This window comes from Burkholderia sp. WAC0059 (assembly GCF_002870125.1).
Lineage (GTDB): Bacteria > Pseudomonadota > Gammaproteobacteria > Burkholderiales > Burkholderiaceae > Paraburkholderia.
Genome location: NZ_PNEO01000014.1, coordinates 131,238 through 154,931, shown reverse-complemented (window position 1 = coordinate 154,931; position 23,694 = coordinate 131,238). Strand labels below are relative to the sequence as shown.

The following is a 23,694-nucleotide window of genomic DNA, read 5'->3' as shown; positions in this document are numbered from 1 at the left end:
ACAACGAGAGTCGGCCTCACAGGGCCCTTGGCGAAGTGTCACCTGCCGAATATGTCCGTCAGTTGGGCCTGCAGGCCCAACTGACGGACCAACAGAACGCCGAAGACTAACACTGCCTTTGGCACTGCAAGCCGGGGCCACTCAATCAACGTTTTATGCTCACGGGGTCCTTGGCGCAAAAGATAGAGCAGGTTGTCGAATCCCAGGATTTGGGTTAGTAGCCAGTCAGACACATCGTCGGGATCTTCCGATTCCAGAAAAGCCGCACCTCTCGATGTCAGAAGTAGCTGATCGCCTTCTGCAGCAAGAACTCCCCATTCAGCGATGAGCGCGTTGATGTTGGTGTTGACCGAACTCGGAGCTAGCTTGGGGTTGACCGAGCGAACGTGTTCGCGGAAATCCTCACGGGAACAACCATCTTTCACGAATTGCAACATCGCGAGGATAGACGCTACCGCGCCCCCGATAGCCAACATGCCACGTCGTCGCCGACTGGCCGGTAGCGGTCGAAGCTGTATCTGTCCGGGGGTGTCGCCGGCTTCCACGGTGACTCCCTCTGCTGCCTGCTTGTCGCTACCTACCTTTAAGAAGTAGCCAGGGAAGCTTGAGACGAGTCAGTTCAGGGGGCTCGTCGGAGGGGATTTGAATCTCGGACCAGATACTGTCGAGTCGATCGAGAACCCGCTGGTGGAGGACTGCCAGCCCATCCCTTGCTTTACCCACGCCTAGCGCTTTGGCAAGGCGCACAAGAGCATCGAAATCGGCGAGACTCGTGAAATGCCTCGGCTGTAGGGCTGCAAATACTCGTGTCAGCTTGAGTCTGGGGACACGTGATTCAAGCTGTCGAATTCGATCGGCTACGGCATCCCACAGGAGCTGCAACTCATTCGTGATACCTTGACTTGCCTCGGTAGCTTCAAGGGTTCTTACCTCCCGGAGTATGTCGATGATTGTTTGGTCCGTCCAAAACGTCTTCGTTGGAACAAAACCCTGGCCAGTGGCGGAAATCGCTTCGCTTTCCCATAGCTCGCGCTGAAAGGCATCTGTTCGAAAGTCGTGTTCCGTTGCCGCTTGTACTTTGCCGAGGTGTGTGGACAGATTTTCTGTCCACTTCTGGTAGCTTGGCGTGCTTCGCCGGGCTGTGAGTGCTTGGCTGGAGGCCGTGATCAGGTCGGCGTCGTTAACGAGATCCATTCGGTATCCCCGTATCTCCGGTTAGTTTGGCATGCTGGAATCGCGGCGAAGGCTATGGTATCTCCGATCCCTCTATCAAAGTTTAGCTCGGAACCGTATATTGTCAGTAAGCGACTTTAAACGTCGGTGAGTCTTCGGGGCGTTGCTTGCGACGGTCATAGAGTCGGGTTGTGCTTATGTTGGTGTGGCCGAGCCATTCCTGAACCTTGGCAATGTCGGCTTCGTGTTCAAGCGCATTCGTTGCCGCTGTCGCGCGCAGACCGTGGACACCAAGGCCGTCGGCAACGATGCTCACGTCGGCCGCGTAGCTCCTGATGCCTTTATATACTCCGTCGCCCGTCATCGCGGCCCCGGTTGCCCGTACCGGTTAGAAAAGTGGCGAATTGGGCGATGTTCCGTGTTCTGCGGCTTCGAGGTATGTATGCAGTCGCTCCGCGCTTGTCGGATGCAGCGGGACGTGGCGCAACTTGTTCCCCTTGCCGTGAATGCGCAGATGCGGCACACCACGCCGGTCGTGTATGTCACGGACTTTCAGCAGGCACAATTCTTCGCGATGCAGACCGTGATAGAGCAGCACGGCGAGCAGGGCACGGTCGCGTTTGCCCTTCGGCGTGTCAGGATCGGGCGCGTCGAGTAGCGCGCGGGCTTGGTGGTCGCCAAGTGCCGGCGTCTTGCCTTCGCTGCTGTTGCCGCGAGGCCTTTTCACGCCGGCGACGGGATTCAGTGTGATCGCGTTGCGTTCGCACAGGTAGTCGAACAGCGATGACAGTGCGGCGAGCTTGCGCCGGATTGTTGCACTGGATAGCTGCCGGGCTTCAAGGCACTTGCGCCACGCGAGAACGTGGGCGCGCGTGATGGTGCGAAACTCGTCCTCCCGAGCGAAGCCGGTGAAGATCATAAAGTCGCGCAGGTCGATCTGGTACGCGCGTCGCGTGCGTGGGTTGTCGAGGTTGGCGAACCATTCGGCCTCGGGTGGGATGTTCCCGAGCTGGCGAAACTCGGCGGCGGTCAGTTGCCGGCTATCAGCGCGTGTAATAGGCGTTAGTTTGTTCGGCACGGTTATCTCCGGAGATGGGCCGGGAGGGCCGTGTGCGCAAGCCGGCGGTGAAATCGAAACTCTGGCGGTAGCTGAGTGCCGAAGCGCGCCGCCGCTCGTGGTGCACGGCTGCTATTGATAATGTATTTTATCAATAGCAGCTTGGCACGTGCGAAGCGAGTAACTTTGGCGCACATGCGCTGGATTTATTTCGATTAGAACTGTACTGTTAAACTCAATGGTGTGGCTGTTGCTTCTATTCTAGTGTTCTAATTCTGTAAGCCACATTTCAACGGGGAACAACGATGGCAGTGAATTCATTTCGTCCGCGCAAATACGAGGACCACGAGATTGTTGATGAAAATAAGAGGGTCGTCGGGCATATCCGCGTGAAGCCTAGTGGCGTGCTTTGGTCGCCGAAGAATGGCAAGGATTGGTACGGGGTAACGCTGAAGAAGTTTGCGGATTTTATGGAGAATAGCGGTACTAAAAAGAAGAAATAATTGCGGATCGGTAGCGGTGGGTCAGCAAAATGCTGGCAGCCGCTACACCGCTACACCGGTAAGAAGATCGGCGCTTGGACGGGCTTACGCGGGAAACAGGTCACATGGGATAGGAAGATGCGCCACGGTCGCTACAAGTCGTGGGGCATGGTGACGACGTATGCGCGTATGTTCCACAATTCTTTGCCGGCAGGACGGGTTGGCAATAGACCAAATTGAGTGCTACCCCGCTACGAAGCAGTACGGCCGTATTTTTCTGCAAGAGGCCTGGCGCTGTAGCGGCGTAGCGGTTGTTACGAGTGCTAGTCGCCCGTGTCTGGGAGATTGGGGCAATTGGCGTAGCAGACCGCATCGGCCGCTACGCCGCTACAAGCATCAGCCGGTTCAGAAGTCCGGCATCTGCGGGGTGTCCGGCAGGTCGTCGAGACGGGCTTCGTAGGGAGCGACGTACGCACGTCCGATGCCACCGGTTATTTCCAGTCGGTCACAAATGCCGCGCCATTCCCCGTGTACGTCGAACGTGTGAAACAGCGCGGGGTCGCGGCGAATCGCGCCCGGCACCGGCACGAAGTTTTCCGCGCGCAGAATTTCGCCGACCCGCACGGGCACTTCGATTTCCCTCGGCGGCAACCCGCTGATATCAATCGAACAGAGCTTCTTCAGCACGTTCCGGTGATGGGCTAGCGCGCGGTGATTTCCGTCGAAGTGCCGAAGCATGTCATGTCCGTGCTGCCAGAGCATGGCAGTTGCTCGATACTGGCGGGGAATCCCGGCAGTCTGTAATTCTTCGTCGGTCGCATATGCGCGCAGCTTGCCCCGCAGATTGTACTTTTCGAGCACACCCGAAAACATGCATGCCAGCGCCCAGGAGCTGAAGTTAGCGGGGGCTGGGGGATTTCCCTCGAACTGCGATTGCACATTGAAATACTTCTGGCGATACACAGGCTCGATGCGCACGGTTGAGCTTGCCAGTTCGAGCAGGACATCGGCGGTATCGGTGTCGGGCAGCTTCGCCTTCTTCCGTTGTTGGTCCATTTGCACGTCTTTCAAATACCCCTTGAGTGCTACTGACTGCGAATTCTGGTCGAAGTAGAAGCTCTCGTTGTGATACAGCGCCATATTGATCCCGCAGCGCAGGCCGGCGAGCGCGAGACCGTTCACGACGGCAGCCGGGGTCAGGCCAGCGGGTACGCGAAGCATGGCCGGCGTGTCGATCCTCGTGACGACAATATCGCGGCCAAGTGCGAGCCCATAGGCGTCCCATAGGTCGACGGGGATCTTGTGCGTGTCCTTCACGGCTTTCAGCATGGACACGACCGTCATCACAAGGTCGTTGGAGGCAACGATATTGTGACCTTGGAAGTACATTGCGGCGCTACCTTCAACGCAAAGACGGTTGTGCTTCTTGACGTGCTTAACTTTGAAAGATTGCTTTCCGGAAGGCGCGCGCATGTTTCCGGTAGACCAGCTCGGATTGTCGTTCACTGCCATGTTCTTGGGCAGCTTCGCGTCGATGCCGTCGACCGTGAATCCAACGGTATCGAGCATGATGCACTCTTCGAGGTGATTGATTTCGTCCACGTCTACTCCAAATAATGATTAATGTAGGACTACATATTTAACAAATGCACATTTAGCTATCTTCATCTGTCAAGTTTGGTCACGTAACTACTCCATGCTGTGACCGGTAGCTGTCTTCAGCTATAAACCATGTACCGGTTCTAAGCTGTCATGCTGGACATACAAACTATTTGCATAGTTACGGTATTACCGGCGCAGTCGTTGCCGCCGGCTTCGTCGGCTGGCCCAGTCGTGCAGGCATCCAAGGCTTGCCATCCGCAGCCGCTATTGCCGCTACAGGAGAACAGAGGCCGACCAGCGGCCCATGCGGTGCCGTAGCGGTAGTAGCGGTTCGTGCAGTTCATGCGGCTTCGTCACCGTCTCCCGGTTCACGGGGAACGTCTTGTCGGAACGTCTTTGCAAAATCTGCACGGTGATACCCCTTGAGCGGCGGCGAAGGGTCCTTTTGGTCGGGCGTCCGCTCCTCCCGCAGGTTTCTGCTTTCAATGCGCAACAGCTTGAGCATTTTTGCGAGATCGCGTGCCGTAATTGGCCCCCCGCGCGAGAACGTTGCCCACGGCTTTTCGGGATCGGTTGACAGGTAATCGCATAACTTCTCCGAGGAGAGCCGCGATGCGCCGGTCGAGTCGAAGACAAGTTTGATGTCCGGAATCAGTTCTTCGATTCCGGCATTGGCCTGGCTGCTGGCGTGAACCGAGAGCATCTTTGCAGCGTGCTGCCCGTGTTCCACCCAGTTGTCGCCAAGGATGTGGGCGACTGCGAGCAGCGTTTCCCAATTATTGCCAGCCCGGTCATTGCCCAGCTTGATCGGGTTGCGGCTGGCGTGGCGAACATCGTCCGCGTACAGGTGAGCCAGTTGCGCAAAGCAGGCGCGTACCGACGCAAAGACATCGTTTTCCGAAACGATATGCGTCTCTATGTCATCTTCCTCTGCCTTGCGTTCAAGCGTGATCACAATGGAGCGATCTGCCAGTGTTTCCGGAAGCAGGCCGATGCCAAAAAATGCTTTCATAAAGAACGTATCAAAGGACACCGCTTTACCCTTTTCTACCCGCGTGATCGACGCCGCGTCGCGCGTATGACCAGAATTCACGACGCCGACCAATTCCCTGGAGCGCAGGAACGTGTCGATTTCGTCGATCAGCATGGTCGGTTTACGCTTCGGCAAGCGATAAATCGCGGCGGCCGTGGTTCCCGAGGTCGCAAAGGGACGCCAGACGAGGCTCTTGAGAAGCTCGAGCGCGGTCGTTTTCCCGCACCGCTTGGTTGCCGAAATGAACGCGAGCAGCGGCGCGATCCGGATGTCCTTGACGAAGTAGGTCGCCAGCGCCCAGAGGACGATCGTGACGGCGGCACAGACGTCGATTACCAGGCGGCCCCGAATCAGCATTACGGCGTGTTGAGCTATGAGGCCGGCGTTCGTCTTGCCAGGCCAGCGTGTCGGTTCCGGTGGGTCGAGCGGGCTCGGCTGTTCGACGGGCATGTCGAAGCCGTCCGGAACCTCGGCGGCTTCAAGGCTACGGATGATCCCCTCTGCGCCGACTTCCCTGTGGCAGCCGAGGAACGTGCCCCCGGTTTCGGCGATTGCGAGTTTGGCGCTGATACCCGCTGCGGCGCGCACAGCGATGGCGTGATCCTCATCGCTGCTCGTTCCGGCACAGACAATGATTTCCTTGTCAGGAAAGCGAAGGTGCAGGGCTGCGGCGACATCGGGAAGGTTGTCGGTATAGAGGGTGCAGGCGACAGGGGCTCCGGTGGCGCCTGCAATAACCAGCGAGCTGGACATGCCGGCGGCGAGGTAGATCACGTTCCCGGTCATTTTCCCGAGAGGGACGTAACCGCCGTTAAGCGGAATGCCCGGAATGGAAGCCTCTTCAACCGTGCCATCGCTCAGTTCTGATACGAACAGAAGGTTCAGCAGCGAGCCGTCGCAATTCTTGATGGGGAGGACCAATGCCTCGGAGAGGTCGACGCCGCTCACTGTCAACGGAGCGATCGAGCGAAAGCCGAGCGGTTCCGCGATGCCCAACTTGGCGATGGTCGGATGTACCGTCGTGCACGGCTTCAGGTTCTGATAGGCCGCTTCGACCTTCGGTGCAATTTCCTCCCGATTGCGCGGCCACTTGGCGGGGTTGGGCGGGAAAATTTCGATCTCGCTCATGCGCTCACCTCTTCCGAGGCGTTGACGGGAGCGCTCAGGGCGGCGACGAATGCCTTCGCATCAAGCATGAAACCGTTGCGCGTGGCGAGCGTTTGCGCAGCAAGCATCATGTCCAGTTCGATTTCTTTGTAGCCGGTAATCGAGCCGGATTTGTACGCCGGTTGCGGTAACTCCCCGGCCGCGACCTTCTTCGAAAACGTAGAGGCACCAATCGCAAAGCGCGGGTAAGCCTTTGCCTTACGGACGAGCGGGCCACTGACGTTTTTTTGTGCGTTTTCGATGAAGACATCGATTTGTTTATCGACCTTCTGCGCCGTTTCATCGGATACGAGACTTTGGGCGACGGACGAGCGGGCAGCACGGTTAAGTCGCTTCAGGTAGCGAGGTTTGTAGCCTGATTTTTGCGTCATCGTTTGCTCCTTGAGATTGAGTTATCGCGAGGTCGCGATACCCCTATTTCAAGGCAAGCAGGTCGACTAGTAATTATCGAAGATGCCTTTATCGCTAGGCCAGATTTCTAGAGATATCTCGTAGATAGGTGTATCTATTCATGTGAATTTTTTTGTATTCATCTAAAAAGATGTATCCTTTTGTGAGAATTTAGGAGGGGGTATGGAAGCCAGTCTGGATAGCATCTATAGAGGATTCAAAAAGCAGCCGCGTCCCAACTGGAAGGACGAGCGTAGTTATCCGTCGGAGCCGGAAAAGTGGTCATACCGCAGGTGGGCATGGGAATTTCTTCGAAGAAACCCCGACTACTGGCAGGAATGTAATGGCGTCGACGTCAAGGCTACATGGCTTGCTCCTTTTCGTACCGGCAAGCCGATGAGTGTGACTCTTCATGGAGCCATGTCGAGAGATCGAAAGCGGAATGCTGAGATTGCCAACAAGTTTGGACGCTGCGAATTGAAATCGTGCTGGGAGGCCTATCGAGAAGAGGAGGATCGAGAGCGTATGTGGCTATCTGAAACGGTGACACAGGCAAAGCCGCGTCGGAGATCGGATGGCAACATGGCTCAGATGGAATTGCAAAGAGGCCAGGTGGCGCTCATTTTCGATCTCAACCACTGCTTGCGGTCTGGAAAAGCAGCGAAATCGTCCATGCTTGCGCATGCTAAGCAGATTCTTGACCGGGAGCTTGAGATTTACGATAGTCAACTGCCTGCCGAGTTGCAGTCGAGCAGCCCCAAGGTTCACCGTGCCAAACTATTCGTCTGGCTCCGACTGTACGATGCCATTGAGTATGCAAAGGCAGAGCGCGGCGAGGTGGCGAAGGTCCTGTACAAATCCCGGCTGGTGGATGAGGGATCCGAAGATTTTCAGCACAGAATGGATGAGGCCGGCAAGCGTATAAGTGCTGATCTCATACGGGCCCGGGAAATGGTCGACGGTGGCTATCTTGAACTGGTTCCGCTTGATTCACTGCAGGAGCGGTCGTCGCGGCTCCCAAGATAGATATGCTACGACACCGCGAATGCAGCTATTCGGCGGCTTCGCATTGTTGGGGAAGCGGCACGAATAACGTGCTGCCAGCCACTGCTTGATCTGGCAATACGAAATCAGCCCACATCTGCATCATGACGATGCGCTCGGGCATGTAATCGGCGCGGTTATAAACTGCACGCACGCGGTTGCGCTCCACGTGCGCGAGCTGACGTTCGATCACGTCTGCCCGCACGCCTCGGTTGTTCAACCAGGTGCTGGCCGTTGCCCGAACGCCATGCGGCGTGAATCGACCGGCGTAGCCCATCCGGGCAAATACGACGTTCGGCGTCGATAGACCCATTGGCTTCAGGATGCTGCCGAGACTCGGGAACAGGTAGGCCGAGCCGAACGAAATCGGCTTCAATTGTTCCAGCGCAGTGAGTACCTGACGGCTGAGTGGCACAACATGGACGTCGCGCATCTTCATGCGCTGGGCCGGAATTACCCACACTGCATTGTCGAGGTCGAATTCGTCCCAGCGGGCATGTGCGATCTCGTTCTTGCGAACGAAGGTGAGCAGCATGATGAGAATGCACAGCTTCGTCGCTGCGGCCCCGGTATCGGCATCGAGCCGCTCAACGAATTCTGCAATCTCATGCTCGCGTAGCGGCTCGTGGCTGACTTGCTGCGGCAGATCGGTCCAGCCTTGTAAGACGCGGGCAGGGTTGGCCTGAACCTTCAGCTTGCGTATCGCGTGGCCGAACACCTGCACGGCCGTTTGCCGGACCCGTTCAGCAGTCTTGACGCCGCGTTCACGCCGGACGGTTTCCCAGCACGTTCAGTAGCACACGCGCATCGATCTGAGCGAGCGGCACATTGCCAATGGCCGGGTTCAGATCGCGGCGCAGATACAGGCTATGTGCTTCTCGCCAAGGTTTCGAGCGCAACGACTCCTTCGAGTCGTACCAATGCTTTGCGGTGGCCTCGAACGTGTCGCCGAAAGAGGCATTGAGGGCGAGTTTTTCGAGCCGCTTTTGCGTTGCCGGATCAATGCCACTGGCGAGAGCCAGCTTTGCCTCCCGGTTCCGCTCGCGGGCTTGTGCGAGCATCGTGGCAGGGTATTGACCGTGGACGATCGTGCCTCGTCGGCCGGCGATCCGGTAGTCGGTTCGCCACGACTTCGTCGTCTTGGTGACGTACAGGTAGAGGCCGTTTCCGTCAGGCAATTTCAGGGGCTTGCCGTCCGTTGTGGCACGTGCGATTTCCAGAGCAGTCAGGGCCATTTGCGTCGTTCAACATGAGAGTTTTCGATGTTGAAACGATATCGCAGATTAATGCACCAAATTGACGCAACTAACTTTGTCAGATACGCTCGAAGACATTAAATGAGTGACAATCTGATACTCTGACTGCTTCGTGGGAGAGCGAAGATCAAAGTATGTCGGATGGCAAAATGAAGGAGCTTGAGGTTTGTCGGCGCAAGGGGATGCAGATGCTCAAGCGCGGGCTGTCGCAGGCAGAGGTGGTACGTGTGCTCGGGGTCAGCAGGCAGACAGCTTCCCGCTGGGCGAAGATGCTAGCCGAGGATCCTTTGGCATGGCGAGCTAGGAAGCGCGGTCGCCCGGTGAGATTGAGCGATAGACAGCTTCGGCGTCTCGACAGGTTGGTGAGGGGCCGAGTGCCGCAGGAGCATGGCTTTGCGCAGTATCGCTGGTCGGTGGCCTTAATTCGCGATCTGATTGAAAAGGAGTTCGGAGTTCGCTACGAATCGGTCTCTAACGTTCGTCGGATTTTGCGTGAACTGGGGCTGTTCCCTCGTTATGGGTGGACGAGGGGAATGATGAGCCAGGCGCAGCGAAGATGGGTGAGGGACGGGAGGCCGGTGCCTTGGTAAGGTTTGGTACGCGCTGTTTACCATCCTGAGGAGACCTTCATCTGTCTCGTTAACGGACAGTCGCGAGCAACTATTTGACAGGCGCGCAAGGTCGGTCGATATACTGTCGTCGCGGCAGGGGGAAGGACACCCCGTCAGGGGCACCAGTGGGTAATGCCGACCGCGCCGAGGGTCTTGGGCACCGTCTGCGTAATAGTCAGGCGCAGACCTAGCCCCGCCGCACCGCTTGGTTGTGCTTGCCGCTACCGTATCCGGTAAATCTCGGTTTTCCAGTCGAACAGGAATTCGGCAACTTGCTTGGAATGTTCCAGATTTCCGTTCAGTCCCATCCTTTCAGTAGCAACGTTATCCAAGTATGCAGCGATGCGTGAGAGTCCCGCTCCCTCCTGCAACATTGAAAACACTTCCGGCAAATACCTTTGGTATTCGTCACGTGTAACGGGGTTGGGCGCAAGGCCGATAGGGTCCCATACGTAGTACAGAACCTCATCCACTCTTCGGTATAGCTCCAACTCGGTATCGACTAGTTTCTGTCCCATAGCGCCTCAACTCGCTTTCCGTGATCCCCCCTGTATGGCGGGGCACTCAATTGTCAACGATCTAGACCTTGACGCCGACTGACTGTTCATGACTGCGGATCTGCCTGTGCGCTCGATGTATGGATGCCCGAACTACCGGATTAAGCCGTCCGAAGCGGGCCGTGACGGTATACGAGCCGCGGAAAACGACCGTATACCGTCAGAAATACCGTCACCAAATCGTAGATTTAGCTGGATTCAGCGAGGCGACGGTAGACGGCATATCGTTGAAAAGTCTAATTATTTCAGCCAGTTATAGCCGTCCTGAGACGTGCTGAGCATCCGCTCCACATACCGCGCAATCAAATCAATCTCCAGATTGACCTGCACCCCGGCCTTCAGATGCTTGAGCGTCGTGACCTCGATCGTGTGCGGGATCAGGTTAATCGAAAATTCGCAGCCGTTGGCCCGGTCGTCGACCGAATTGACCGTGAGGCTCACGCCGTTCACAGTCACCGATCCCTTGTAGGCGAGATAGCGGCCGATTTCGTGCGGCGCGAGCACGCGCAGCTCGTGCGATTCGCCGACGGGCGCAAAACGCGTGACCGTGCCGAGCCCGTCCACGTGGCCCGACACGATGTGTCCGCCGAGCCGGTCGTGCGCGCGCAACGCTTTCTCGAGATTGACCTCGCCGCGTTCGCCGAGGCCCACCGTGCGGTTCAGGCTCTCGCGCGAGACGTCGACGTCGAAGGTCTGGGCCGTCTTTTCGACGACGGTCATGCATGCGCCCTGGATCGCGATGCTGTCACCGAGCGCCACGTCGTCGAGTCCGAGGTCGCCGCCGTGCACGGTCAGACGCACGCCCGCGTCGGCGTTGCTGCCGAGCGGCCGGATCGTTTCGATGCGGCCCACCGCCGCGACGATTCCTGTAAACATCGTGCTGTTCCTTTAAGGGTTGGGGTCCGGTTTCAGTGCGAAGACCCGGCGTTCGCGAAGCGCGCGAGGATGCGCAGGTCGTCGCCGATCCGCTCGACGGCGTGAAAGGTGAGACGCGTGCGGCCGTCGAGCGTGGCCGGCGCCGCGAGGTCGATCATGCCGAGGGCGTCGTTGCCGAGCATCGCAGGCGCAACGTAGAGCAGCAGCTCGTCCACGCAGCCCTCGCGCAGCAGCGAGCCGTTCAGCTTGTAGCCGGCCTCGACGTGCAGTTCGTTGACGCCGCGCGTCCCGAGCTCGGCGAGCATGGCGGGCAAATCCACCTTGCCGCGTTCGTTGCCGAGCGCGACGAGTTCGGCGCCGCGCGCGCGCAGCGCCTCGGCACGCGCGGCATTGCGTTCGTCGAGCGAGGCACAGAACACGAGCGTCGATGCGCCCGCGAGAATCAGCGCGTCGGGCGGCACGTCGAGCCGGCCGTCCACGAGCACGCGGCGCGGCTGGCGCGGCGTGTCGACCGCGCGTACGGTCATGCGCGGGTTGTCGCTCCTGACGGTGCCGATGCCCGTCAGCACGGCCGAGGCGCGCGCGCGCCACGCGTGGCCGTCGGCGCGCGCGGCCTCGCCCGTGATCCATTGGCTTTCGCCGGAGGGCAGGCCGGTGCGGCCGTCGAGCGAGGCGGCGATCTTCATGCGGACCCACGGCCGCTTGCGCGTCATGCGCGAGACGAAGCCGATGTTCAGCTCGCGCGCGTCGGCGGCGAGCAGTCCGCAGCGGATCTCGATGCCGGCCTCGCGCAGCATCGCGAGGCCGCGGCCCGAGACGAGCGGGTTCGGGTCTTCCATCGCGGCGACCACGCGCGCGACCTTCGCCTCGATCAGCGCGTTCGCGCACGGCGGCGTGCGGCCGAAGTGGCTGCACGGCTCGAGCGTCACATAGGCGGTGGCGCCGCGCGGGTCGTGGCCGCGCGCGCGCGCGTCCTTGAGCGCCTGGATTTCGGCATGGTCCTGGCCGGCGGGCTGCGTGAAACCTTCGCCGATCACCTGGTCGTTCTTGAGCAGCACGCAGCCCACGCGCGGATTCGGGTCGGTCGTGTAGAGGCCGCGCGCGGCGAGGGCGAGCGCGCGTTCCATGTGGGCGAAATCGCTTTGCGAAAACATCGGCTGGCTTTCTCCGCGGCGGTGCTATGGGCTGGCAGGAGGCTGGACGAGCGCGGGGCCGGCCTCAGGCGCGGTCCGAGCCGGACGATGCGAGCGTCGCGAACACGCGGCGCGCGGCGTCGAGCGTCGCATCGATGACGGCGTCGTCGTGCGCGCTCGAGACGAAGCCCGCCTCGTAGGCCGACGGCGCGAAGTACACGCCGGCGTCGAGCATCTGGTGGAAGAACGCGTTGAAGCGCGCGACGTCGCCCTTCGACACGTCGGCGAAGCTGGCCGGCGTTTGCGGCGCGAAGTAGATCCCGAACATGCCGCCGATCGAATCGGCGGAGAACGGCACGCCGGCCTCGCGCGCCGCGGCGCTCAGGCCCCGGGCGAGCCGCGCGGTCTGCGCGCCGAGCTGCTCGTAGAAGCCCGGCGCCTGGACGAGCTGCAGCGTCTTCAGGCCCGCCGCGACCGCGACGGGGTTGCCCGACAGCGTGCCGGCCTGGTAGACCGCGCCGCCCGGGGCGAGCTCGTTCATGATCTCGCGCCGGCCGCCGAACGCCGCGGCCGGCATGCCGCCGCCGATCACCTTGCCGAGGCAGGTAAGGTCCGGCGTGATGCCGTAGAGCTGCTGGGCGCCGCCCAGCGCGACGCGAAAGCCGCTCATCACCTCGTCGAAGATCAGCACGCTGCCGTGCGCGGAGCACAGGCGCCGCAGCGCGCCGAGGAATTCGGGCGAACCCTTCACGAGATTCATGTTGCCGGCCACGGGCTCGACGATGACGGCGGCGATCTCGTGGCCGAAGGCGCCGAACGCGGCCTCGAGCGCGGGGACGTTGTTGTATTCGAGCACCGTGGTGTGCTTCGCGGTGTCGGCCGGCACGCCCGCCGAAGTCGGGTTGCCGAACGTCAGGAGGCCGGAGCCGGCCTTCACGAGCAGGCTGTCCGCGTGGCCGTGATAGCAGCCCTCGAACTTCACGATGCGCTCGCGCTTCGTGTACCCGCGCGCGAGACGCAGCGCGCTCATCGTCGCCTCGGTGCCGCTCGACACCATGCGCACCTGTTCCATCGAGGGCACCAGCTTGCAGATCTCCTCGGCGATCTCGATCTCGGCCTCGGTCGGCGCACCGAACGAGAAGCCGCGCGAGAGCACGCGCTGCACGGCCTCGAGCACCTCGGGATGGACGTGGCCGAGGATCATGGGTCCCCACGAACCGATGTAGTCGATGTAGCGTCGGCCGTCGGCGTCCCAGAAATAGGGGCCGTCGGCGCGTTCGACGAAGCGCGGCGTGCCGCCGACCGAGCGGAACGCGCGGACCGGCGAATTGACGCCGCCCGGAATCGTGCGCTGGGCGCGTTCGAAAAGGGCCGGGTTGCGGGATGGGGTATCGGACATGGCGGTGGACCTGCGTGGATCGCGCGACGCGGCCCGGAAGCGGCCGACGCGGCGAGCGGATGGGGAGAACGGACTAGCCGAAATTGTACCGGACTGGCATCGAACGGGCGGGGCGGCTGGGCGAGGCGCCGGGGCGGGTTCTCGCCCGGCGTGCCCGGTTTATCGGACCGGCGCGCCGCGGCCTCGGCGGGCGGGGGGCGTCGTGGCTTCGGCGCGTCGGCTTCGCGCGGCGGCGGTCTTGTCATCGGCTGCTTGAGCGGACGAGGCCTTGGCGGATGGGGCCGGAGTGGCGACCGGCGAGTCGGCGGGCGTCGCCATCGGCAGCCGCGGTGACGGGCGATGCCCCGTCAGCGCTGTCCAGCGCTTTTCGAGCGGCCCCTCGGCGATCGGCTTGATGACGGTGCCGGAGCTTTGCGCGTCCCAGGTCTGGACCGAGAACGGGTGCACGCGCAGGGCCTCGCGGCCGATCACGACCTCATGGCTGGCGTCGACGAGCCAGTCGTAGACGAAGTCGATGCAAAGCCGGTAGCCGCGCTTGTAGGCGGCGTCGGGTACTTCGTAGGGCGCGCGCGTCACGTAGCCTGAGCCGAAGAGGCCGCGCGGCTCGGCAGCGACGCGGTGCAGGAACACGCGGTCGCCCGGCAGGATGCCGCGCGCGAAGCCGCAGCCCCAGGTGTCCGCCACGGCTTCGCCGCTCTTCACGCGGCGGGCGAAGTCGGGCAGTTCGGGCCACGGCCACTTTTTGGGGCTCCAGATCAGCAGGAAGGCGGTCATGTCGGGCGAACGGCGTTGTCGGGCACCGGATACGGAAAAGGCTGCGGGAATGGTAGGGGAAACAACCGTGAAAACGACGGCGAAAGCGGCGGCCCGGCGAACCGGACCGCCCCGCATCGTGCTGCGGCTATTCTTCTAGCGTGGACGACGCGCCGTGGCTCAGCCAGTCGAGCACGGCGGTCGTGTCCTCGTCGGCATGCCGGCGCACGCGGGAGAGGGCGCCGTTGACGTTCGCCTCGGGCGAGGCCCGGCGAATCGCGACGCCGACGGCGAGGATGTCGATCATCAGCAGGTGCAGGATGCGCGAGATCATCGATAGCTGCGACTCGCGTATCTCGATGTGATCGGTTTCGAGCGCGACGGTCGCGCGCTTGGCGAGCGGCGTGTTGCTCGAGGTGATCGCGATTACCTTCGCGCCGGTCTGCAGTGCGACGTCGACTGCGCGCAGCAGTTCCTGCGCGCGGCCCGCCTTCGACACGGCGACCACCACGTCGCCCTTACCGAGCAGCGCTGCCGACGCCGCCTGCATGTAAGGGTCGCCGTAGGCGATGGTCGGAATGCCGAAACGGAAGAACTTGTAGTGCGCATCCTGCGCGACGATGTTCGAGTTGCCGAGCCCGTAGAACTCGATGCGGCGCGCGCCGGCGAGCAGGTCGAGCGCCGTCTCGACGTGCTCGAAGTTCAGGTGCTCGCGCAACTGCAGGATCGCCGAGACGGTGTTGTCGAGCACTTTCGCGCCGAAGTCGGTGGCCGTGTCGCCGAGATGCACCTGGCTGTGGCTCACCGGAATCGTGCCGGTCAGGCCGGTCGCGAGCTTGAGCTTGAAGTCGGACAGCCCCTGGCAGCCGAGTGAGCGGCAGAAGCGGATCACGGTCGGCTGGCTCACGTCGGCCTTGCGCGCGATGTCGACAATCGGGTCGTTGATGATCGAGCGCGGATGGTCGAGCGCGAGGTCGGCCACGCGGCGCTCGGCCGGCGTGAGCGCGTTGCGCATCTGGCGGATGCGCTCGAATACGGCCGACGAGGCGCCGCCCGGCCGGTTCGACAACTGCTCGGCGAGAATCGCTGAGACGCCGAGGAAGGCCGGGTATTCGGCGGTGATCACGTAGGTCGGCACGTTCGCGAGGTACGACGTGAAGCGGCCCTTCTCCTCGAAGCGCGCGCGGAACGGCGAGCGCCCGAACAGTTCGCCGAGACGCGGCACCACGCCGCCGCCGATGTAGATGCCGCCGAGCGCGCCGAGCGTCACGGCGATGTTGCCCGCGAAGTTGCCGAGAATGCCGCAGAAGCAGTCGACCGTCTCGAGCGCGAGCGCCTCGCCGTCCTGCGCGCGCTTGACGACGCCCGCCGTGTCGAGCGACGCGGCCGGACGCTTGTTCTCGCGCCCGGCGAGCGCGCGGTAGATCAGTTCGATGCCGGGCCCGGCGCACACGCGCTCGAACGACACGTGCGGCCACTTCTTGCGCGCGTACTGCATCACGAGGTCCTCGCGCTCGTCCTGGGGCGCGAAGCTCGCATGGCCGCCCTCGCTGCCGAGCGCGATCCAGCGGTCGTCGGCGGGAATGAGGCCCGACACGCCGAGGCCCGTGCCCGGCCCGAGCAGGCCGATCACGCTGTGCTGCCGGCGCTCGCCGCCGCCGACCTGGACGCGCTGCGCCTCGGTGAGGCCCGGCACCGCCATGGCGAGCGCGGTGAAGTCGTTGACGACGAGCAGCGTGTCGAAGCCGAGCGCGCGGCGCGTGGCCTCGATCGAGAAGGTCCAGTCGTGGTTGGTCATGCGCACTTCGTCGCCGTCGACCGGGTTGGCGATCGCGATCGCCGCGTGGTTGACGCGCTCGATCTTCGCATCGCGCAGATATTGCCGGATGACCTCGGCGACGCCCGGGTAGTCGGCGCACGGATATACGTGGATCGCGCCGATGTCGCCGGGGCCGGCCTCGAGCGCGAAGCGCGCGTTGGTTCCGCCGATGTCGGCGAGCAGCCTCGGTCCGTCGGCGTGCTGGCCCGTGCTCGGGGCAGCTCTAGTGGGCACACCAGTAGACATCGAGTCGTACTCCCTTGTCGTTTGCCAGTTTCGAAATCGCGTTTTCTTCGGCGGTCGCGGCGGCCCGCTGCAGCACGGCGAGCTTGTGCTCGCCCGCGATCAGCAGGAAGAGCCGCCCGATCTCGCGCAGCGCGTGGAGCGACCAGCTCACGCGCGCGTGGGGCGCGCTCGCCGGATGCACGGCGACGAACCGCTGCGAGGTCGTGATGGCCTCGCGCCATTCGGGCGCGTCCGCGAAGATCGAAGCCGTGTGACCGTCCTCGCCCATGCCGAGCACGGCGACGTCGGGCAGCGCGCGCGCCGGGTCGGCGTTGAGCGCGGCGATGCGCGCCTCGAGCGTCGCCGTCGTATCGACGAGCGGCAGAAAACGCGCGTTCGCGGCGGCGTTGCGCAGCAGCGTCTCGTGCACGAGGCGCGCGTTGCTGGCCGCATCCGTCTCCGGCACCCAGCGGTCGTCGACGAGCGTGACGTCGATCTCGCTCCAGTCGAACGCGTGGGACGACAGCGCCGTCAGAAACGGTCGTGGGCTCGTGCCGCCCGAGACGGCGAATGTGGCGCGCCGCTTGCCGCCCGATGTCGTCGGGGTGCCGAGCGACGCGCGCAGCGCGTCGCCCACCGCCCGCGCCAGCGCATCGGACTGCGCGCGCGCGTCGTCGAAAGCGTGAAGCTCGATCACTTTTCCTCCATGCCGCGGCGTTGTTGTTGATTTGCAGGGTGTCTCATTCAGTTCTCTTCTTCGAGCCAGCAGGTGCCGTGCTGGGCGAGCAGCGCGCCCGAGGCCGCCGGCCCCCAGGTGCCGGCCGCGTAGGGCTTCGGCGCGCGCGTCGAGCCCGCCCATTCGTTCAGGATCGGCTCGACCCATTTCCACGCCGCCTCCTGCTCGTCGCGCCGCACGAACAGCGCGAGGCGCCCGTTGATCACGTCGAGCAGCAGGCGCTGGTACGCCTCCATCTGGCCTTCGCGGAAGAACTGGTCGAACGCGAGGTCGAGATGCACGCTCGCGAGGTTCATCCCCTCGCCGGGCTGTTTCGCGAGGCAGTAGAGCCGGATCGATTCGTTGGGCTGCAGCCGGATCACGAGTCGGTTCGAGCCCGGACGCAGCGCCGGCGCGCCGAGCGCCGAATGCGGCACCGGCCGGAAGTTCACGACGATTTCCGCGACGCGGTCTCCGAGCCGCTTGCCCGTGCGCAGGAAGAACGGCACGCCGGCCCAGCGCCAGTTCTCGATCTCGACCTTCAGCGCGACGAACGTCTCGGTGCGGCTGTCGGGCTTTACGCCCGGCTCGGTCGCGTAGGCCGGCACCGCCTGGCCGCGGATCACGCCGGCCTGGTACTGGCCGCGCACGGCGAGCTTCGCGATGTCGAGCGGGTCCACGGGCTTGAGCGCGCGCAGCACGCGCAGCTTCTCGTCGCGCACCGAGTCGGAGTCCATCGAGTGCGGAGGCTCCATCGCGACGATCGAGAGCAATTGCAGCAGATGGTTCTGCACCATGTCGCGCAGCGCCCCGGTGTTGTCGTAGAAGTTGCCGCGCGCCTCCACGCCGAGCTCCTCGGCGATCGTGATCTGGATGCTCTCGACCCATTCGCGGCGCCACAGCGGCTCGAACAGCGCGTTGCCGAAGCGCAGCGCGAGCAGGTTCTGCACGGGCTCCTTGCCGAGGTAGTGGTCGATCCGGTAGATCTGCTCCTCGGCGAAGATTTCGCCCACGGCGTCGTTGATCGCGTTCGACGACTTCAGGTCGTAGCCGAGCGGCTTTTCGAGCACGATGCGCGCGTTTTCGTTGAGGCCGACGCCGGCGAGCGCGCGGCAGGTCGGCACGAAGAGCGACGGGCCCGTGGCGAGGTAGAACACGCGAATGCCGGGCAACGAGCCGAGGGCCTTGCGCAGCACGTGGAAGTCGTCGGCGCGCGAGAGGTCGAGCTTCACGTAGACGATGCGCTCGAGAAAGCTCGCCCATGCCTGCTCGTCGAAGCCGTCTTTCGACACGTGCGGCCGCACGTGCCCGTTCACCCAGGCGAGGTAGTGCTCGCGGTTCTCCTCGTGGAGCGCAACGCTGACGATCCTGCCCGAGCCGGCGAGCATGCCCGAGCGGTGTGCCTCGTAGAGCGCCGGCAGGATCTTGCGCATGGCCAGGTCGCCGGTGCCGCCGAAGAGAACGAAGGTGAAGCTCGAATCCGTTTGCATGACGTTCCGCGTGGCAGTTCAGGAGGGCCGCTGGACGGGATTTCCGGCAACCGTAGTTCGACAAATATTTTTTTGACACCGAATTGTAGTTTAACTACAATTCCGCTCGACAGGTAGCGTCCATCCGACGAAAAACACAAGCGGCACGCTGCTTGCGCGGCGTTTGCCCGGTTTTTCCGGCGGACCGCGCGTCCCTTCATGTTAACGGACAATGGGCCCGTCGATGCGCGAGTCCGGTGTGCCGGGGCGAAAAGGGGCGCGAGGCCTTCGGGATTCGCGGCGCGTGCGGGCAATCCGCCGCGCCGCGGACGAAAAGCAAAAGAGGAGACAGTCAGTTGCATTCCGAATCACAACTCATCCCTTGAGGGCTCGCGGCCGGACGCCGGCACGTGGCCTTGCCTTCGCAAACGCCGTTCCAGCGCCCGGTCCGTTCCCGTGTCGTGCCCGTTGCACCGCTTTCCCACATGCCGAAGACATGGGGGCCGCTGGTTTCTGGTTCAGGTTTCAGGAGGAGACAAACAATGAAATTCCGTTCGATCATGGGCGCGCTGTGCGCCGCCGGTCTCGTGTGCGGCGCGTCGGCGGCGCAGGCCGCCGAATCGCTCGAAGTGCTGCACTGGTGGACCTCGGGCGGCGAGTCGAAGGCGGTCGGCGTGCTCAAGGACGACATGCAGAAGCAGGGCTACGTCTGGAAGGACTTCGCGGTGGCGGGCGGCGCGGGCGCCGCGGCCATGACGGCCCTCAAGACCCAGGTGATCGCGGGCAACGCGCCGGGTGCGGCGCAGATCAAGGGCCCGCTGATCCAGGAGTGGGCGCAGCAGGACGTGCTCGTGCCGATCGATCCGGTCACGGCTGGCTGGAAGCAAAGCCTTCCGCCCGAGATCGACCGCATCATCCAGGCGGACGGCCACTACGTCGCCGCGCCGTTCTCGGTGCATCGCGTGAACTGGATGTGGTTCAACAAGGCCGCGCTCGACAAGGTCGGCGCGAAGGTGCCGACCACGTGGCCGGCATTCTTCGCCGTCGCCGACAAATTGAAGGCCGCGGGCATTCAGCCCGTCGCGGCCGGCGGCCAGCCGTGGCAGGACCTGACGCTCTGGGAGGACGTGGTGCTCTCGCAGGGCGCGGACTTCTACCGCAAGGCGATCGTCCAGCTCGACCCGAAGACGCTGACTTCGCCGCAGATGGTCAACGTGTTCGATACGGTGCGCAAGATCGAGTCGTACATGGACAACGGCCGCACCGGCCGCGACTGGAGTCTCGCGACGGCGATGGTCATCAACGGCAAGGCCGGCGTGCAGTTCATGGGCGACTGGGCGAAGGGCGAGTTCTCGGGCGCAAATAAGCAGCCGGGCAAGGACTACATCTGCGCGCCGGTGCCGGGCACGGAGAAGGCCTACACGTTCAACGTCGATTCGTTCGTGTTCTTCCAGCAGAAGGGCGACGAGAAGGCGACGCCGGGCCAGCTCGCGCTCGCGAAGACGATCATGAGCCCGGCCTTCCAGGAGCAGTTCAGCCTCTACAAGGGGTCGATCCCGGTGCGGCTCGACGTGCCGATGGACAAGTTCGACGCCTGCGGAAAACAGTCGTACGCGGACGAGCAGGTCGCGATCAAGGCGGGCGGCTACCTGCCGTCGCTCGCGCACGGCATGGCGCAGTCCGACGCGACGGCCGGCGCGATCAGCGATGTCGTGACGCGCTTCATGAACTCGACGCAGGACTCGAAGAGCGCCGTTCAGGCGCTCGCGCGGGCCGCGCTGACGAAGTAGACGCGATGCCGGCGCGCCGCGCGAGATTTTCGGGCGGCGGCGCGCGGCTCGCCGTTTCAGGAGCACAACCGTGACGGTTTTTTCTGTCGGTAACGGCAAGGCGGACAAGGCGGCCGCTTTCGCCTCCCGCCGCCCGTCGACGATGGCGGCGCTCGCAGACCGCTGGATGCCGAAGCTCGTGCTTTCGCCCAGCATTCTGATGAGCCTCGTCTTCGTCTACGGCTTCATTCTCATCACCGGCTACCTGTCGCTGTCGAACTCGCGGCTGATGCCTCGTTACGGGTTCGCCGGCCTCGCCCGCTACCGCGAGCTCTTCGCCAACGAGGTCTGGTGGACCTCGGCCGCGAACCTCGCCTGGTTCGGCGTGCCGTTCATCGTCGTCTGTGTCGCGCTCGGCCTGCTGCTCGCGATCCTGCTCGACCAGCGCATCCGCGGCGAGGGCGCGCTGCGCGCCGTGTTCCTCTATCCGATGGCGCTCTCGTACATCGTGACGGGCACGGCCTGGCAGTGGATCCTGAACCCCGACCTCGGCGTGCAGCGCGTGCTGCACGACTGGGGCTGGACGGGTTTCGCGTTCGACTGGCTCGACGACCCCGACAAGGCGATCTTCTGCATCGTGATCGCGGCGGTCTGGCAGTCGACCGGCTTCGTGATGGCGCTCTTCCTCGCGGGCCTGCGCGGCGTGGACAGCGAGATCTTCAAGGCCGCCCAGGTCGACGGCGCGACGCTGCCGACCATCTACCGCAAGATCGTGATTCCCGGCATGCGCCCCGTGTTCTTCTCGGTGCTGCTGATCCTCTGCCACATCACGATCAAGACCTTCGACCTCGTCGTGGCGCTGACGGCAGCCGGGCCGGGCACGGCCTCGTCGTTGCCGGCCATCTTCATGTACACGTTCTCGTTCAACCGCGGGCAGCTCGGCGTTGGCGCCGCGTCGTCGATGATGATGCTCGCCACCGTCGTGGCCGTGCTCGTGCCGCTGATGTACATGGAATCGAGGAGCACGCGCCATGCAGCCTGAAATGAGCGTCGGCCGCGCATGCCTCTATGCGGCCCTGATCCTGTTCGCCCTGTATTTCCTGTTCCCGCTCTACGTGATGCTTTCGACGTCGTTCAAGAACCTCGACGAACTGCATCGCGGCAACATGCTCACGCTGCCGGCCCACCCGAGTTTCGCGCCGTGGCTCAAGGCCTGGAGCGGGGCCTGCACGGGCGTACGCTGCGACGGCATGCGGCCGTTCTTCATGAACTCGGTGCGCATGGCGATTCCGGCCGTGCTGATCTCGTCGGCGATCGGCGCGTTCAACGGCTACGTGCTCACGCACTGGCGCTTTCGCGGCGCCGACGCGCTCTTCACGATGCTGCTCGTCGGCTGCTTCATCCCGTTCCAGGCGATCCTGCTGCCGATGGCGCGCTTCGAGGGCTATTTCGGCCTCTCGAATACGGTGACCGGCCTCGTGCTCGTGCACGTCGTCTACGGCATCGCGTTCACGACCATGTTCTTCCGCAACTTCTACGTGAGCGTGCCGGCCGAGCTCGTGAAGGCCGCGCGCATCGACGGCGCCGGCTTCTTCCTGATCTTCACGCGCATCATGCTGCCGCTCTCGCTGCCCATCTTCATGGTCTGCCTGATCTGGCAGTTCACGCAGATCTGGAACGACTTCCTGTTCGGCATCGTGTTCTCGGGCGTCGACTCGATGCCGATCACGGTCGCGTTGAACAATCTCGTCAATACGTCCACGGGCGTGAAGGAATACAACGTCGACATGGCCGGCGCGATCATCGCGGCGCTGCCTACGCTTTTCGTCTACGTGATCGCCGGCCGCTACTTCGTGCGCGGCCTGACGGCGGGCGCGGTGAAGGGTTGACGCGCCTGGCCGGTCGACGCCGGCGTCCAGGCGCCTGCGCCGACCCCATGGCGCCTAACTCCGGTCCCATGCGCGAAGCGCGCACCGATTAAAAGGATTCACAGCATGGCAAGCCTTTCCATTCGCGACGTCTACAAGACCTACCCGAACGGGGTGCCCGTCCTGAAGGGCGTCGACATCGACATCGAGGACGGCCAGTTCCTGATTCTCGTCGGCGGCTCGGGCTGCGGGAAGTCGACGCTGCTCAACATGATCGCCGGGCTCGAAACCGTGACGCAGGGCGAGATCCTCATCGACGGCAAGGTCGTGAACGACCTGTCGCCGAAGGACCGCGACATCGCGATGGTGTTCCAGTCGTACGCGCTCTATCCGTCGATGACGGTGCGCGAAAACATCTCGTTCGGTCTGAACATCCGCAAGGTGCCGAAGGCCATGCAGGTGCAGATCGTCGAGCGCGTCTCGAACATGCTGCAGATCCAGCATCTGCTCGATCGCAAGCCAGGTCAGCTCTCGGGCGGCCAGCGCCAGCGCGTCGCGATGGGTCGCGCGCTCGCGCGCGACCCGGTCATGTTCCTGTTCGACGAGCCGCTTTCGAACCTCGACGCGAAGCTGCGCATCGAAATGCGCTCGGAGATCAAGCTGCTGCACCAGCGCCTCGGCACGACGATCGTCTACGTGACGCATGACCAGATCGAGGCGATGACGCTCGGCGACCGCATCGCGGTGATGAAGGACGGCGTCGTCCAGCAGTTCGGCGCGCCGCAGGACATCTACGATTCGCCGGCCAACCTGTTCGTGGCCGGCTTCATCGGCGCACCGCCGATGAACTTCATCGCGGGCCGGCTCGTCGCGCAGGGCGCCGGCGTCGGCATCGAGCTCGATACGGGGGTGGCGCGCGGCGTGCTGAATCTGCCGTTCGAGGCTGGCCGCGTGCAGTCGTGGGTAGGGCGCGAGGTGGTGCTCGGCCTGCGGCCGGAGCGCATCACCGACGCGCGCGGCGCGCACGACGGCCATGGCGGCGAGTTGCAGTCGCACACGGTCCGCGTCGACGTGATCGAGCCGACCGGCCCCGATACGATGGTGTTCGCGCAGATCAACGGTAAGCGCGTGGTGAGCCGCGTTCACCCCGGCGCGAACGTGCGGCCGCTCACGAACGTGGCGTTATTGTTCGACGTCTCGAAGGCGGTGCTGTTCGATCCGCAGAGCGAAGCGCGGATCGCGTAGGTGCCGCTCGCGTGCCGGGACCGGCATGGCGTGAGCGGACCCGGGACGGTC

The 23,694-nt window shown here is 63.2% G+C and carries 21 protein-coding genes and 1 pseudogene; 7 read left to right on the top strand and 15 right to left on the bottom strand.

The features are described 5' to 3' along the window. Positions 1-38: 38 nt before the first annotated feature. The 3 genes and pseudogenes from CY652_RS24530 to CY652_RS15795 all read right to left on the bottom strand — a co-directional run bounded on the left by CY652_RS24530 (position 39) and on the right by CY652_RS15795 (position 2,251). Positions 39-476: a hypothetical protein gene (locus tag CY652_RS24530; protein WP_180970636.1), complete on the bottom strand. Its 438-nt coding sequence runs from the start codon at positions 474-476 to the stop codon at positions 39-41. 97 nt (positions 477-573) lie between these two features. Next, on the bottom strand, positions 574-1,194 hold the full coding sequence (locus CY652_RS24095; RefSeq protein WP_146010119.1) for a hypothetical protein: 621 nt from the start codon (positions 1,192-1,194) through the stop codon (positions 574-576). A 103-nt stretch (positions 1,195-1,297) separates the two neighbouring features. Beyond that, positions 1,298-2,251: pseudogene (locus CY652_RS15795) on the bottom strand (tyrosine-type recombinase/integrase). 284 nt (positions 2,252-2,535) lie between these two features. Between CY652_RS15795 and CY652_RS24090 the strand changes: the two are divergent. Next, positions 2,536-2,733 carry a hypothetical protein gene (locus CY652_RS24090; protein ID WP_146010118.1) on the top strand — a complete coding sequence of 66 codons (198 nt, stop codon included), beginning with the start codon at positions 2,536-2,538 and terminating at the stop codon, positions 2,731-2,733. Between the two features lie 384 nt (positions 2,734-3,117). Here the strand turns inward: CY652_RS24090 and CY652_RS15790 are convergent, their stop codons facing one another. The 3 genes from CY652_RS15790 to CY652_RS15780 form a co-directional block, all read right to left on the bottom strand. Continuing rightward, positions 3,118-4,314: a phage/plasmid replication protein, II/X family gene (locus CY652_RS15790; protein WP_102131655.1), complete on the bottom strand. Its 1,197-nt coding sequence runs from the start codon at positions 4,312-4,314 to the stop codon at positions 3,118-3,120. Positions 4,315-4,654: 340 nt separating this feature from the next. Then, positions 4,655-6,475, bottom strand: coding sequence for a DUF3631 domain-containing protein (locus tag CY652_RS15785; RefSeq protein WP_102131654.1), 1,821 nt, complete (start codon positions 6,473-6,475; stop codon positions 4,655-4,657). After that, a complete protein-coding gene (locus CY652_RS15780; protein WP_102131653.1) occupies positions 6,472-6,885 on the bottom strand; it encodes a hypothetical protein in 414 nt (137 codons plus the stop codon). The genes CY652_RS15785 and CY652_RS15780 overlap by 4 nt, the downstream gene beginning before the upstream one ends. Before the next feature lie 202 nt (positions 6,886-7,087). Between CY652_RS15780 and CY652_RS24085 the strand changes: the two genes are divergently transcribed. Then, positions 7,088-7,930: a transcriptional regulator domain-containing protein gene (locus CY652_RS24085; protein ID WP_146010117.1), complete on the top strand. Its 843-nt coding sequence runs from the start codon at positions 7,088-7,090 to the stop codon at positions 7,928-7,930. Positions 7,931-7,955: 25 nt separating this feature from the next. On the opposite strand, the gene CY652_RS15770 is transcribed toward CY652_RS24085, so the two are convergent. Together CY652_RS15770 and CY652_RS15765 are read right to left on the bottom strand one after the other, a co-directional pair. Next, on the bottom strand, positions 7,956-8,672 hold the full coding sequence (locus CY652_RS15770; RefSeq protein WP_102131651.1) for a tyrosine-type recombinase/integrase: 717 nt from the start codon (positions 8,670-8,672) through the stop codon (positions 7,956-7,958). Positions 8,673-8,712: 40 nt separating this feature from the next. Next, positions 8,713-9,183 carry a tyrosine-type recombinase/integrase gene (locus CY652_RS15765; RefSeq protein WP_102131650.1) on the bottom strand — a complete coding sequence of 157 codons (471 nt, stop codon included), beginning with the start codon at positions 9,181-9,183 and terminating at the stop codon, positions 8,713-8,715. A 155-nt stretch (positions 9,184-9,338) separates the two neighbouring features. On the opposite strand from CY652_RS15765, the gene CY652_RS25125 reads away from it, so the two are divergent. Further along, the gene (locus tag CY652_RS25125) at positions 9,339-9,794 is read left to right on the top strand and encodes a helix-turn-helix domain-containing protein (protein ID WP_102131649.1); all 456 of its coding nucleotides are present in this window, start codon (positions 9,339-9,341) and stop codon (positions 9,792-9,794) included. A gap of 818 nt (positions 9,795-10,612) precedes the next feature. On the opposite strand, the gene CY652_RS15750 is transcribed toward CY652_RS25125, so the two are convergent. From CY652_RS15750 to zwf, 7 genes are all read right to left on the bottom strand, one after another. Further along, positions 10,613-11,248 carry a riboflavin synthase gene (locus CY652_RS15750; RefSeq protein WP_102131647.1) on the bottom strand — a complete coding sequence of 212 codons (636 nt, stop codon included), beginning with the start codon at positions 11,246-11,248 and terminating at the stop codon, positions 10,613-10,615. 32 nt (positions 11,249-11,280) lie between these two features. Further along, positions 11,281-12,402, bottom strand: coding sequence for a bifunctional diaminohydroxyphosphoribosylaminopyrimidine deaminase/5-amino-6-(5-phosphoribosylamino)uracil reductase RibD (gene ribD, locus CY652_RS15745; RefSeq protein ID WP_102131646.1), 1,122 nt, complete (start codon positions 12,400-12,402; stop codon positions 11,281-11,283). Positions 12,403-12,466: 64 nt separating this feature from the next. Then, entirely contained in the window at positions 12,467-13,780 is a 1,314-nt protein-coding gene (gene hemL / locus CY652_RS15740; RefSeq protein WP_102131645.1) for a glutamate-1-semialdehyde 2,1-aminomutase, read from the bottom strand. Positions 13,781-13,939: 159 nt separating this feature from the next. Then, the gene (locus CY652_RS15735) at positions 13,940-14,554 is read right to left on the bottom strand and encodes a hypothetical protein (protein WP_258002335.1); all 615 of its coding nucleotides are present in this window, start codon (positions 14,552-14,554) and stop codon (positions 13,940-13,942) included. A 127-nt stretch (positions 14,555-14,681) separates the two neighbouring features. After that, complete coding sequence (locus CY652_RS15730; protein ID WP_102131644.1) at positions 14,682-16,598, bottom strand: bifunctional transcriptional regulator/glucokinase; 1,917 nt, start codon at positions 16,596-16,598, stop codon at positions 14,682-14,684. Beyond that, entirely contained in the window at positions 16,576-17,274 is a 699-nt protein-coding gene (gene pgl, locus CY652_RS15725; protein WP_102131643.1) for a 6-phosphogluconolactonase, read from the bottom strand. The genes CY652_RS15730 and pgl overlap by 23 nt, the downstream gene beginning before the upstream one ends. Positions 17,275-17,321: 47 nt before the next feature. Further along, positions 17,322-18,782: a glucose-6-phosphate dehydrogenase gene (zwf, locus tag CY652_RS15720; protein WP_102131642.1), complete on the bottom strand. Its 1,461-nt coding sequence runs from the start codon at positions 18,780-18,782 to the stop codon at positions 17,322-17,324. Between the two features lie 521 nt (positions 18,783-19,303). On the opposite strand from zwf, the gene CY652_RS15715 reads away from it, so the two are divergent. The 4 genes from CY652_RS15715 to CY652_RS15700 all read left to right on the top strand — a co-directional run bounded on the left by CY652_RS15715 (position 19,304) and on the right by CY652_RS15700 (position 23,643). Further along, positions 19,304-20,551 (top strand): ABC transporter substrate-binding protein, encoded by a 1,248-nt coding sequence (locus tag CY652_RS15715; RefSeq protein ID WP_102131641.1) that lies wholly within the window; start codon positions 19,304-19,306, stop codon positions 20,549-20,551. Positions 20,552-20,693: 142 nt separating this feature from the next. Further along, positions 20,694-21,572 (top strand): carbohydrate ABC transporter permease, encoded by an 879-nt coding sequence (locus tag CY652_RS15710; protein WP_102131664.1) that lies wholly within the window; start codon positions 20,694-20,696, stop codon positions 21,570-21,572. Continuing rightward, complete coding sequence (locus CY652_RS15705) at positions 21,562-22,419, top strand: carbohydrate ABC transporter permease (RefSeq protein ID WP_180970630.1); 858 nt, start codon at positions 21,562-21,564, stop codon at positions 22,417-22,419. Before CY652_RS15710 ends, CY652_RS15705 begins: the two co-directional genes overlap by 11 nt. Positions 22,420-22,524: 105 nt before the next feature. Beyond that, positions 22,525-23,643: an ABC transporter ATP-binding protein gene (locus CY652_RS15700; RefSeq protein WP_102131639.1), complete on the top strand. Its 1,119-nt coding sequence runs from the start codon at positions 22,525-22,527 to the stop codon at positions 23,641-23,643. Positions 23,644-23,694 lie beyond the last annotated feature (51 nt).

Bases quoted from the DNA above. Each gene is read 5' to 3' on its own strand.
- CY652_RS24090 (WP_146010118.1), top strand. From the start codon at position 2,536: ATGGCAGTGAATTCATTTCGTCCGCGCAAATACGAGGACCACGAGATT.
- zwf (WP_102131642.1), bottom strand. From the start codon at position 18,782: ATGCAAACGGATTCGAGCTTCACCTTCGTTCTCTTCGGCGGCACCGGC.
- CY652_RS15715 (WP_102131641.1), top strand. From the start codon at position 19,304: ATGAAATTCCGTTCGATCATGGGCGCGCTGTGCGCCGCCGGTCTCGTG.
- CY652_RS15750 (WP_102131647.1), bottom strand. From the start codon at position 11,248: ATGTTTACAGGAATCGTCGCGGCGGTGGGCCGCATCGAAACGATCCGG.
- CY652_RS24095 (WP_146010119.1), bottom strand. From the start codon at position 1,194: ATGGATCTCGTTAACGACGCCGACCTGATCACGGCCTCCAGCCAAGCA.
- CY652_RS15780 (WP_102131653.1), bottom strand. From the start codon at position 6,885: ATGACGCAAAAATCAGGCTACAAACCTCGCTACCTGAAGCGACTTAAC.
- CY652_RS15785 (WP_102131654.1), bottom strand. From the start codon at position 6,475: ATGAGCGAGATCGAAATTTTCCCGCCCAACCCCGCCAAGTGGCCGCGC.
- ribD (WP_102131646.1), bottom strand. From the start codon at position 12,402: ATGTTTTCGCAAAGCGATTTCGCCCACATGGAACGCGCGCTCGCCCTC.
- CY652_RS24530 (WP_180970636.1), bottom strand. From the start codon at position 476: ATGTTGGCTATCGGGGGCGCGGTAGCGTCTATCCTCGCGATGTTGCAA.
- CY652_RS15700 (WP_102131639.1), top strand. From the start codon at position 22,525: ATGGCAAGCCTTTCCATTCGCGACGTCTACAAGACCTACCCGAACGGG.
- CY652_RS25125 (WP_102131649.1), top strand. From the start codon at position 9,339: ATGTCGGATGGCAAAATGAAGGAGCTTGAGGTTTGTCGGCGCAAGGGG.
- CY652_RS15765 (WP_102131650.1), bottom strand. From the start codon at position 9,183: ATGGCCCTGACTGCTCTGGAAATCGCACGTGCCACAACGGACGGCAAG.
- CY652_RS15705 (WP_180970630.1), top strand. From the start codon at position 21,562: ATGCAGCCTGAAATGAGCGTCGGCCGCGCATGCCTCTATGCGGCCCTG.
- CY652_RS15730 (WP_102131644.1), bottom strand. From the start codon at position 16,598: ATGTCTACTGGTGTGCCCACTAGAGCTGCCCCGAGCACGGGCCAGCAC.
- CY652_RS15710 (WP_102131664.1), top strand. From the start codon at position 20,694: ATGGCGGCGCTCGCAGACCGCTGGATGCCGAAGCTCGTGCTTTCGCCC.
- CY652_RS15735 (WP_258002335.1), bottom strand. From the start codon at position 14,554: ATGACCGCCTTCCTGCTGATCTGGAGCCCCAAAAAGTGGCCGTGGCCC.
- hemL (WP_102131645.1), bottom strand. From the start codon at position 13,780: ATGTCCGATACCCCATCCCGCAACCCGGCCCTTTTCGAACGCGCCCAG.
- CY652_RS24085 (WP_146010117.1), top strand. From the start codon at position 7,088: ATGGAAGCCAGTCTGGATAGCATCTATAGAGGATTCAAAAAGCAGCCG.